Here is a 10,979-nt window from a genome sequence, read left to right as displayed (position 1 = left end):
GTCACGTCGATCGCCGGTTCGCTCGCGGCCGGCTCCGATCCGAATACGTCCGCCGCGCCCTCCAGCAGCCGGGATCGCCACTGGTTGATGAGGTTTGGATGCACGTCATACTGCTGCGCCAACTCGGCCAGCGTCTTCTCACCCTTCACGGCAGCCAGAGCTACCTTGGCCTTAAACGCCGGGCTGTGATTCCGGCGGGGTCGCTTGCTCATCTTGCCTCCTGGGGCGGCCAACATGGCCGCGGTCAGATCGGCAATCCACTTATCCCCGCTGTTCAGATTTCCCGAGCCACCTCTGATCTGGCTCACGGTCGTGATCGTCGCTCTGTCCTTGTGGGTAGCGTCCGAGTTCCTGACCCCGATCGCGTGGGCCGCCGTTCTGGCGATCGCGCAATGGCCGCTGTTCGTTCGCGCACTGTCCCGCTTTCCGAACCGGGGGGGGCTGTTGGCGGTCGGGTTCACGCTGGCGACGGCGCTGCTCGTCATCTTCCCGCTGTCGCTGGCGGCGGTTTCGCTCGCACAAGAAAGCGACGCGGCGCTCGCGTGGCTGAGCCACGCTCAGCAGTTCGGAATCCAGCCGCCGGTCTGGCTGCCCGGCCTGCCGCTCGTTGGCACCCGGATTGCGCAATACTGGCAGCAGCATATCGGTAATCCGCAGGCGGCGCACGCGCTGCTCGGGACCGTCAGCGCCGCGTCCGTCATCGGCTGGACGCGCTCGATCGGCGCTGAGGTCGCCAAGGAATCGGCGGTGTTCCTGGTGACGCTGCTCGCGCTGGTGTCGCTGCTCGCCCGCGGCACGCAGATCGCGGCGAAGACGCGCCTGATCGCCGTCGGCATGTTCGGCGAGTTCGGCGGCGAGTTCGTCGAGCGCATCACCGCTGCGGCGCGTGCGACCGTGAACGGCACGATCCTGGTTTCGGTCGTCGAGGGCGCCGTAATCGGCGTCGGCTACGCGATCGCGGGGGTTCCGCAGCCGCTGCTGTTCGCGACGTTCACGATCGTCCTCGCCCTGATCCCGTTCGGGGCATGGGCCGCGTTCGGGCTGGCGAGCCTGATCCTGGTGGGGACCGACCACGTGCTGGCCGGCGCGATCCTCTTCGCTTTCGGAGCGATGGTGATGACGATTGGCGACAATTTCATCCAGCCGAGCGTGATTGGGAGCGCGGTCGAGCTGCCGTTTCTCATGGCGCTCGTTGGGGCGTTCGGCGGTCTAGCGGTCATGGGATTGGTCGGGCTGTTCGTCGGCCCCGTCATAATGGCTGCGCTGCTGCTGATGGCGAAGGAATGGATCGAGCGTATCCCAGTGCCTTCGAGCAAATCAGTTCATTAAGTCGGTGTAGTTGGGGCACGAGCGCGAAGCGCGTTAGAAGCTCCGCGTGAGCTGTATTACTTAAGATGAACGGCTGGCGAGCACAACCTGAACGAGCGTCCGGCTCCGGTGTGCGGGATCAACAGAACGAATGACCATTCATGGGTCCTTGCTCACCCAGCGGGCTGGTATCCAGCGACCCCCGCCTGCCACAATACAAAGGCGAATTCATCGGCTTGGAGATCATCGGTCTGACTGCGTGTTGAGCCGATTCCGTGACCTGCGTCGAAATCAACCCGCATAAGAACTGGCTTGTTGCTGGCCGTCGCCGCTTGCAGTGCCGCGGTCATCTTGCCGACCTCCCATGGCGCGACGCGCGGATCGCTGACGCCGGTGGTGAGCAGGACGGCGGGATATTTCGTTCCTTTGCGCACCGCCGAATAGGCGTCCATCGCCAGTAGTGCTCGGAAGCCAGCCTCGTCCTTCTGGCTACCAAATTCGGGGATGTTTGCTGGGCCGTTGGGCGAGAATTCAGCGCGCAACTGGTTCGAGCTGCCGACCAGCGACAGGACCGCGCAAAACAGATCGGGGCGCTCGGTAAGCGCGCGACCGACCGTGATGCCGCCCGCCGACCCGCCCTCGATCGCGAGGCTGGCGGGGCGCGTCCAGCCGGCGGCGATCAACGCCTCGCAACTTGCTATCAGATCGCGCCACGTGTTCGGCTTGGTCGCCAGCTTGCCGCCGTCGTGCCATTCGCGGCCGTACTCGCCGCCACCGCGGACCCCCGCAACGACACAGATTCCGCCGACATCGAGGAACGCTAGGTTTCGCGCCGCAAACGCTGGCGATGTCCCGTATTGATACGCGCCGTAAGCTAACACGATTGCCGGTCGCTTACCGTCCTTAGGCGTATCGCGACGAGCAACAACGGACACCGGGATCTTCACCCCGTCCTTCGCGGTCGCGAAGAAGCGGGTGGCGACATAGGGCGATAGGTCGATTGGCGGCGGCGGCGTGATGCGAGTATCGGCCGCCTTTAATGTTGCTGGATCAATGGCCCATACGGCCGACGGCTCGACCCAGCCGGTCAGGTTGATGAAAATCCCGTCACTGCCCGTATCGCCATAGGTATAGACGATCTGTCCGTCGTACGGCAGCGCGACATCGGCAACGCGATCGTCGCGGCCGATCCGCTTCAGCCGTTCGATCCCGCCGTCCATCGTCGTAACATAGACGCCGTCGCGCGCCGCGGTCAGCGCCTCGACGACAATTGCACTCATCGGCAAGATCGTTGCCGCCGACTTAAGATCAGGCGCACGGGCGGAGGTTTTGACCACGCGCCCGCGGATCGCGCCGGTATTGGCAAGCAAATACAGATCGGCACCGATCACGGCGAACCCGGTGATTTTGTCGTTCGGATCGCACACTTTGTGCCACTTCGCGGTGCCGGCGAGCACATCGGAAGTGGGAGCCGCATGGGCGGTAAGTTCACGCGCGACGCCGTTGAAAAGAAGCGCCACGGCAACATCCGAGTCGGGGCTTATCTGTATTCCCGGAAACTCGTACTCGGCAATCGGAAAGCTGCTATGGCCGTTCTGCGCGATCAGCCGGTCGCTCGCCGGGTCGGTCGCGATTTGGTGATACATCAGCCGGCTATTCTTGTATCGCTCGGCCGTCTCACGCGGTCCTGTAATCTGATTGTAAAAGAAACCCGCGCCGTCGTTGGTCCACGACGGGCCGGCATACGGCGTATCTGGTATGCGCTCGGGCAGAATTTGCGCGGTCGCGACGACCATCACATGCGCGACTGATTCCTCCGACCCGGCGGGTGATAATCCGTAAACGAGGTGCGAGCCGTCGGGGGACGCTGCCCACCAGTCCAAGCTGACGTGACGGTCGGCGGTTCCCAGAGTCTCGGGATCGACGAGCAGCCGCATCGTGTCACCACTTTTGGAGCCGCGGACGTAGAGCTTGAAGTTGTTAGCCCCCGCCGGGCGCTGCTCGATGAAAGTCAGCGCGCCCGCGCGTTGCACCGTCTTGGTCGATACCGCGTCGCCCGACAGCGCCGAGATCCGCTTAAGCAATGCGTCGCGCCCGGGGATCGCCGCCAGCGTCGCGCGCGCGGTCGCGTTCTGGCCGGTGATGTAGGGCATCCAGTCAGGGTCGTTTGCCGTTTCCATCCATCGGTAGTTGTCGGTCAGGGTGGTGCCGAATAAAGTCTCGGTCACCGGCACGACGCGCGCGACCGGCGGCTTGGGAATAACCACAGCGGCCCGAAGAAGACTTGGGATCAACGCAACCCCAACGACTGTTCCGGTCGTGACCAACAACTCCCGCCGATTGATCGTCATATCCGCGTCCCCTTAATAAGCGACCCGGTTTTGCCGGCTTCCGGAAATTTGCGCAAGCGCGACACCCCACCGCAATAATCTTCAACCGAAACGGAACGTGACGGATCAAACGCCGCTCGCCTCGAGCTCCTCCGCATGAAGAATTCCTACCGAGTGCAGGCCAGTTCAAACACATGAATGAGTGTCCGATTCTGGGCTGCAGAGGTCGCCGTCTGAATGACCGATTGTGGGTCATTGTTCTTTAGCGATGGCCGTCAGGGTAGCTTTCGAGTTCGTGCAATCTAACGCGCCGCATTTTTGAAACTGGCTGGCTTCCTCACGGCGAATCTTCCATCGAAAGGAAGTTATCGGGCGGGGTGGCACCGGGCCGGCGGGAGACCTATCTCGCTGTCATGCTCTTGATCACAATCGATCGTTGGGTAGGGCGGACCCTGTTCGTCCCGCCAATTATCAAGCTGTGCCAGCTGACGAAGCAGAGCCAGTTCGCGATAGCGCGCTTGTTCTGGTTCATCACGGCGTTGGACGGATTCTACCGGGCGGACACATTGTTCTCGTGTCTGCTGTGGGGCGCGCTGAGCCTGATCATGATGTTCACCGCCTCTCGCCGAGCAGACAGCCCGACGACGAGCCTGTTGATATTTCGGATGCTCAGTGTCGGGTTGCTAGTCTTCAGTGTGATTGAGGCCATTGCCGCGAGAAAATGGGCTGGGACGGAATTCTGGATTTTCGTGCTGATCGCGGAATATGCCGCCACGATACGAGCTGTGCCCCCGGCTGATCTGCGAAAATCAGCGGCGAAGGCAACGGTCGGTAGATGATGGCAACAACCGCTTTAACGTTTAAGCTTAATTTGAGCCAGTCACGAACGGCCCGCTTCTCTATTTGCGTGAAACGGCATCTATCAGCCGAATCGGCGGTTCGCTACCAACTTGGCTTTACCCCCGCTCCAACGCTGCGGTGATATGTTGCGCAAAGCGATGTGCGGTCGGCGAAGCGCTGGCCGATACGATCAGCGCGATTTCGGTGTCGCGAAGCAGGGGCAGGCCGCTGTCCGCTCCCAGCGGACGCAGCATGGTGGGGCACATCTCTTGCGGCAACACCGCGACACCGAGCCCCGCGCGGACCGCGGCCTGCGTTCCTGCCAGGCTGGTTGACGTGTACGCGACCCGCCAGCTGCGGCCCGCAGCCTCGAGCGCGGCGGTGGCGCGGCGGCGATAGACGCACGGGAGCGGCGAGGCGATGAGCGGTAGAGGCCCCTCGCGCGGCAAGCATGACGCATCGCGCGCGACCCAGACTAGCGGTTCGCGCCACACGCGTTGGCCGTGGATCGTGACGTCAGGCTCGCGCTTCACGAGCACGAGATCGAACCCGCCGTCGCGAAATCCCAGCTGCAGGTTCAAGGTGAGATCGCACGTCACCTCTAGATCGACGCGCGGATGCGCCTCGGTGAAACTCGCCAGGACCGCGGGCAGATGCGCGGTCGCAAAATCCTCGGGAACGCCAAGCCGGACCAGTCCGGCGACCTCGGGCTCGCGTAGGTCACCAAGTGCAGCATCGTGCATCCGCAGCATCTGCCGCGCGTGCCCGAGCAGTGTTTCGCCCGTCGACGTCAGCGTTGGCGCGAGGCGGGGGCCCCGCGTGAGGATCGGGGTTCCCACGGCCTCCTCGAGACGTCGCACCTGAAGGCTGATCGCGGATTGGGTTCGGCCAACCCGTTCGCCGGCGCGGGTGAAGCTGCCGGTATCCGCGATGGCGACGAACGTCCGCAATAGATCGAAGTCGAGGGTTCGGACCGGCATCTGTCCCATTTACGAAACTTATCGCTGAAAGCAAGATAACTCGTTTGGCCAATGACTGTCGAACCGGCGAGGAGCGCGTCCCGAAAGGACGCCCCACCATGACCTGGCCGATGACCTGGGCTCTCGTTCCCGCCTACATGGCGCTGGCGGTCGCTGCGATAGTGGCACTCGTGCCCGATCGGCGCGCGATTTGGGTGGCGGCGATCGGGCTGTGGACGGGGGTCGGTGCGGGCGTCGTTTTCGCAGCACTGGCGATCAGCGGGTTGCTCCCCGATCGCAATGGGCTGGCGATCGTTCTCGCGCTGCTGACCAGCTTCGTCGCTGCGATCGTCATGAGCTTCTCCACCCGCTATTTGCGCGCGGACCCGCGCCGTCGCGTCTATGCGGTGCAGGTCGTGCTGCTCGCCGCCAGCGTGTGCGCGTTTGTGGGGAGCCGCAACGTGCTGGTGTTCGCGGCGGCGTGGCTGGCGAGCGGGCAACTGCTCGCCAAGTTGATCGGTCACGCATCAGATTGGCAGGCCGCCGCCCATGCAGCGCGGCGGGCTCGCCGATCGTTCACCGTGGGCGATACGGCGCTTCTGGTCGCGTTGGTCCTGCTGGCCTTGCACGCGCATACGCTTGATCTGGCGGTGATGATTGCGGCCAGCGCCTCGCTCGGTCAGCCCTACGTTACCCTCGCGGCGTTGCTGATACTGATGGCCGCGATGGCGCGGTCGGCGCTGCCACCCTTCTCGGACTGGTTGCTCGGATCGATGACCGCGCCAACCCCCGTGTCCGCGTTGATGCACGCCGGGTTGGTCAATGCCGGCGGGTTCGTCCTGATCCGCTTCGCGCCCACGATGGAGGCCGCGCCGCTGGTCCAGATCGGCGCGGTCGCCGCGGGACTGATCGCGGCGCTGTGGGGCACCGGCATCCTGCTCGTCCGGCCCGATATCAAGACGGGTCTGGCGGGATCAACCATCGCGCAAATGGGCTTTATGGTGCTCACCTGTGGGCTCGGGGGCTATGCCGCCGCGCTCTGGCACCTGGTCGCGCATGGGTTGTTCAAGGCGTGGCTGTTTCTGGGATCTGGTTCAGCCATTGGCGGCCTGCGCGCGGCGGCATTGGCACCGCTTCGCCCGGCGGGCGTCATCGTCGCGATCGCGGCTTCCGCGATGTCCGGGATCGCCATGTTGGCCGTCGGGGTTCCCGCGCCAGTTGCGCTGCCGCTCCTGCTCGCCATCGCGACCGGAGTAGTAACCGCCACGCGGGTCGCGCGCGGACCCGGGGCGGGCTGGCTCGGGATCGGTGCCGTCGGTGTCGTGGCGGTCTATGCCGCAGGGGTAACCGCGATCGACACGGCGCTGGTCCGGCCGCTCGGCGTGGCACCGGGCGGTATCTGGCTACCGGTGATCGTCGCGGCGATATTTTTGCTCTGCTGGCTCTTTCAGATCCGCAGGCAGATCATCGGCGTGCCGCTGCCCGCCGCCCTTTACGTCCGGCTGCTCAACGCCGGTCGATCCCCTGGGAGCGCCTGATCCATGACCTCATCGCTGACCACCCACTTCGCCAGGCCTGTGGCCACGGGCGCCAGTCGTCCCGAAACCGAATTGTTGATCTCGCTGGCGGCGCGGGCGGTGCCGCCGCTCTGGCCGCTCGACGGCGCGATCGCGGTCAATCCGCTCGCAGGTTTTGAGGCCCAGTCTTTCGAGGCGGCGCTGCGCGAGGGCGCCCGGCTGTTTCGCGCGCGCGCGGCGTTGCCGTTGCCGCTGTGGCGACGGCTAGTCGCGGCCGGCGTCGTCGACCGACGGCAGGTGCAGCAGGTGGCGGTGGAACGGCTCGGTGGATTAACCTCGGCGTTCGAACTGCTCGGTCCCAACGTCACCCTAGTCGATTGCGTGATGGCGCGCGCGTCCGATCTGCTGGTGACGCCCGAACCGACCGATAGAGAGGATCCGGTTGCGGCGCTGATCGCCAAATGGTGCGGCGCGTTTTTCGACCGCGGCCAGGCCGGGGCATCGCTGCCGGGTCGTGAGGCCGGGCTCTGGCGCGCGGTCACCGCGTTGCTGCGTCATGACGCCCACTTCGTCGGCTTGGGGCCCGACGTCGTCCCGCTGCTCGATGCCGCATCCGCGGACCCAGTTACCGCGGTGGCGGAGAGCCTGGATGCGCTGGGCGTTGCAGCAAGTGACCGGCACGGCGTGCTGACCCGGCTCGTCGCCCGCCTGCCGGGTTGGGCGGGGTATATTCGCTGGCGGCTGGACCATGCCGATCCGGCGGACCGTGTCGAGGCCCCCGCGACGATGGCGGACTTGCTCGCGCTCTGGCTGCTGATGGAGCGCGCAGACCCCGCTTTGGCCACCGTGAAGTCTGCTTGCCGCCAGCTCGCGGTCGAACTGGCGCTCGCGCGGCACTTCGGGTTCGATCCGGCAGACGGCGGCCCCGCGCTCGCGCAGGCGGCCGGAATCGACGAGGCCGAACTGGGGCTGATGTTCCAGATCGCCGCGGAGCGCGGCTATCGCGATCGCCTGCTCGCCGCTCTGCCGCTCGCCGAAGCGCAGATGAACGCCTTGACCGTCCGTCCCGACGCGCAACTGGTCTTTTGCATCGACGTGCGGTCGGAACCGATTCGCCGCGCTATTGAGGCGGAGGGTCATCACGACACCTACGGTTATGCCGGCTTCTTCGGTCTGCCGATCGCGATCCACCCGCCCGGCGAACCAAGGGTTCGGCAATTGCCGGTGCTCGTCGCGCCGCAACATGATCTCGCACTCGCGCCGGTTGCGGGTCGAGCCGAGGACGCACGGCGCGAACGCCGCGCGCGGACACGGGGGCGTGCGGCGGCGGATCTGTTCGCCGATCTGAAGACGGGGAGCGCGACCACGTTCACCACCGCGGAAGCGACCGGCCCGTTGAGCGCCGCGCTGATGATGCTCAACACCCTGTTGCCGACGGTGGCGGCGCGCATCGGTGCGCGCTGGCGAGGGTCGGGGACCGCGCTCGCGCCGTCGCTGCATGCGACCGAGGGAGGGTGTGGCGGGCTGACGCTCGCGGACCAGCTCGGCTACGCCCGCGCCTTGTTCTCTCTGACCGGGCTGTCCCGATCGACCGCGCGGCTGGTGGTGCTCACCGGGCATCGCGGCGCGACGGTGAACAATCCCTATGCCGCCGCGCTCGATTGCGGCGCGTGCGCCGGCCACGGCGGCGCGCCCAACGCGCGCGTGCTGGCGCAGATCCTGAACGATCCGGAGGTCCGCCTGCTGCTGGCCGACGACGGCGCGCTGCCTGCGGATACGTGGTTCATTGCCGGCGAGCACAACACGACGACCGATACGGTGACGCTGTTCGATCTGCACCTGCTTCCCGACAGCCATCGCGCTGATCTGGCCCGGCTGCAGGCGGCGCTGGGGCGGGCCGGCGAAGCCACCCGGCAGGCGCGCGCGTCGTTCCTTCGGCGGCCCGCGGGGGATTGTGCGATCGCCGCGAGCCATTGGGGCGAAGTGCGCCCGGAATGGGGGCTGACCGGCAATGCGAGCTTCATCGTTGCGCGGCGCGCGCTGACCCGCGACGTCGACCTGGGCGGTCGCGCCTTCCTGCACAGCTACGATTGGCGCACCGATGGGAGCGGCGAGGCGCTGGGAACGATTTTGACCGCGCCCATGGTCGTGGCCCAGTGGATCAACTGCCAATATCTGTTCTCGACCATCGACAACCGGCGGTACGGCGCGGGCGACAAGACGGTGCACAACCCGATCGGGCGGCTGGGTGTAGTGCGCGGGAACGGCGGCGACCTGTGCGTCGGCCTGCCGTATCAATCGTTGTTCCACGACGATGGAACCCCCGCGCACATCCCGCAGCGGCTGCTGACGATCGTCGAGGCACCGCTGGCGCGGGTCAAGGCCGTGGTGGAGGGTCACGCCATCCTGCGTCGCCTGTTCGGCGGGGGATGGGTTAACCTCGTCGTCCTCGATCCCGAGACTGGCAAGCGCCGCTGTTGGCTGAGCGACACCGCGTTCGACGACCAAAAGGAGACCAAAGCATGACCGACCGCACGACACCGCTCCAACTCCACAGCATGCGCAAGCTGGAAGCCGTCGTTCACGCGGAAGATCGCGGGCTCGTGGAACATGTGCTGCGCGACGCCGGCGTCACCGGATGGACGATGATCCGCGACGTCGCCGGACTGGGTCACACGGGCTTCCACCAGGCGCGCACGATCTTTTCCGATGAAACCGGCTTGGTGATGTTCGTCGGCGTCGGCACGCACGCAGTCATCTCCGTTGCCACCAGCGGCCTGGCCGGCATTTTCGAGCACCGTCCCGGCGTGGTGTTCCTGTCGCAGGTGGAAGTGATGCGATCCGACTATTTTGTAAGCGATTTGGGCTGAAAATATAATCCGAGGCTTGGAGGTATGGTGTGAATACGCGTCGAGGCAGGACCCTCGCCCGACTCCAGGTTGTCAATCGGCGCGGGAACGGGGACCGGGATCGGCACATAAAAGGGGACCACCCAGGCGCCGTCGTTCTGGGGGATGTCGGTGGAGGGCGTAGCCCGGAGCCGGCATCCCCCAGAACGACATCCTCGTTGGCACCGGCACCGACGGCGCTCAGCTTCGGTTCTTGAACCGCCAGCTATCGTTGCCTGTCTCGACGATGTCGCAGTGATGGGTGAGCCGATCGAGCAGCGCGGTCGTCATTTTGGCGTCGCCGAACACGGTCGGCCATTCGCCGAACGCCAGGTTGGTGGTGACGATGACCGAGGTGTGTTCGTAGAGTCGGCTGATCAGATGGAACAGCAGCTGCCCGCCAGCGCGTGCAAACGGCAGATAGCCCAGTTCGTCGAGGATCAGCAGATCGAGCCGCGACAGATGCTCGGCGAGCTTGCCGGTGCGGCCCTGAAGGACCTCCATCTCGAGCCGGTTCACCAGATCGGTGGTATTGTGGAAGCGAACGCGGGCACCGGTGCGGATGCAGCTGCGCGCGATGGCGATGCTCAGATGCGTCTTGCCCGAGCCCGTACCGCCAACCAGCACGACGTTACGCTGGTTGGCGAGGAACGCCCCGGTAGCGAGATCGCGGACGAGTGCTTCGTTGATCGGCGTGCCCGCAAACTCGAAGTCCGCGACCTCCTTGGCGAGTGGCAGCTTAGCGATCGTCATCTGATACTTGATCGAGCGGGCGTGCTTGTCGGCGATCTCGGCCTGCAGCAGATCGCCGACGACGTGTTGGACGGGATACTGACGCTTGATATTCCCCCGGTTCGGCGGACACGCAGGGTTAGCCGGTCATGCTCCGCTCGGCTTGCTCGGGGGTTAGATATCCGAGGGCCGAGTGCATGCGGTGCCGGTTATAGTAGCCCTCGATGTATCCGAACAGCGCGTGCCGCGCTTCGGCCTGTGTCGCCCATCGGCACTGATGGACGAGTTCGACCTTGAGGGTGTGAAAGAAGCTCTCCATCGGGGCATTATCGTAGCAATTGCCGGTGCGGCTCATTGAGGGCGTCGCGCCGATCGCGGCCAAGTGATCGACATAGGCGCCGGCCG

General features: G+C 65.4%; 10 protein-coding genes. 5 read left to right on the top strand and 5 right to left on the bottom strand.

Annotated elements, in window-relative coordinates:
- Window positions 1-212 (bottom strand): transposase (locus tag EAH84_RS15230; protein WP_140869304.1); only part of this gene is annotated, 212 nt, incomplete at its 3' end.
- A gap of 22 nt (window positions 213-234) precedes the next feature.
- Between EAH84_RS15230 and EAH84_RS15225 the strand changes: the two genes are divergently transcribed.
- The gene (locus tag EAH84_RS15225; protein ID WP_140872828.1) at window positions 235-1,329 is read left to right on the top strand and encodes an AI-2E family transporter; all 1,095 of its coding nucleotides are present in this window, start codon (window positions 235-237) and stop codon (window positions 1,327-1,329) included.
- 152 nt (window positions 1,330-1,481) lie between these two features.
- Here the strand turns inward: EAH84_RS15225 and EAH84_RS15220 are convergent, their stop codons facing one another.
- The gene (locus tag EAH84_RS15220) at window positions 1,482-3,659 is read right to left on the bottom strand and encodes a prolyl oligopeptidase family serine peptidase (RefSeq protein WP_140872827.1); all 2,178 of its coding nucleotides are present in this window, start codon (window positions 3,657-3,659) and stop codon (window positions 1,482-1,484) included.
- Window positions 3,660-4,051: 392 nt separating this feature from the next.
- On the opposite strand from EAH84_RS15220, the gene EAH84_RS15215 reads away from it, so the two are divergent.
- The gene (locus tag EAH84_RS15215) at window positions 4,052-4,477 is read left to right on the top strand and encodes a hypothetical protein (protein ID WP_140872826.1); all 426 of its coding nucleotides are present in this window, start codon (window positions 4,052-4,054) and stop codon (window positions 4,475-4,477) included.
- A gap of 117 nt (window positions 4,478-4,594) precedes the next feature.
- Here EAH84_RS15215 and EAH84_RS15210 read toward each other — a convergent pair whose 3' ends face one another.
- The gene (locus EAH84_RS15210; RefSeq protein WP_140872825.1) at window positions 4,595-5,458 is read right to left on the bottom strand and encodes a LysR substrate-binding domain-containing protein; all 864 of its coding nucleotides are present in this window, start codon (window positions 5,456-5,458) and stop codon (window positions 4,595-4,597) included.
- Between the two features lie 98 nt (window positions 5,459-5,556).
- Between EAH84_RS15210 and EAH84_RS15205 the strand changes: the two genes are divergently transcribed.
- Genes EAH84_RS15205 through EAH84_RS15195 form a run of 3 tightly spaced genes read left to right on the top strand, consistent with a single transcriptional unit; the run spans window position 5,557 to window position 9,824 of the window.
- Window positions 5,557-6,975 (top strand): proton-conducting transporter membrane subunit, encoded by a 1,419-nt coding sequence (locus EAH84_RS15205; protein ID WP_140872824.1) that lies wholly within the window; start codon window positions 5,557-5,559, stop codon window positions 6,973-6,975.
- A gap of 3 nt (window positions 6,976-6,978) precedes the next feature.
- Window positions 6,979-9,480 (top strand): DUF2309 domain-containing protein, encoded by a 2,502-nt coding sequence (locus EAH84_RS15200; RefSeq protein ID WP_140872823.1) that lies wholly within the window; start codon window positions 6,979-6,981, stop codon window positions 9,478-9,480.
- Entirely contained in the window at window positions 9,477-9,824 is a 348-nt protein-coding gene (locus EAH84_RS15195; RefSeq protein ID WP_140872822.1) for a P-II family nitrogen regulator, read from the top strand. The genes EAH84_RS15200 and EAH84_RS15195 overlap by 4 nt, the downstream gene beginning before the upstream one ends.
- Window positions 9,825-10,043: 219 nt before the next feature.
- On the opposite strand, the gene istB is transcribed toward EAH84_RS15195, so the two are convergent.
- A complete protein-coding gene (istB, locus tag EAH84_RS15190; RefSeq protein WP_140872821.1) occupies window positions 10,044-10,685 on the bottom strand; it encodes an IS21-like element helper ATPase IstB in 642 nt (213 codons plus the stop codon).
- A 28-nt stretch (window positions 10,686-10,713) separates the two neighbouring features.
- Window positions 10,714-10,979 (bottom strand): IS3 family transposase (locus EAH84_RS15185; RefSeq protein WP_140869999.1); only part of this gene is annotated, 266 nt, incomplete at its 5' end.

The organism is Sphingomonas oligophenolica, assembly GCF_006438955.1.
GTDB classification, from domain to species: domain Bacteria; phylum Pseudomonadota; class Alphaproteobacteria; order Sphingomonadales; family Sphingomonadaceae; genus Sphingomonas; species Sphingomonas oligophenolica_A.
This window is presented reverse-complemented; position numbering and strand designations above follow the sequence as displayed.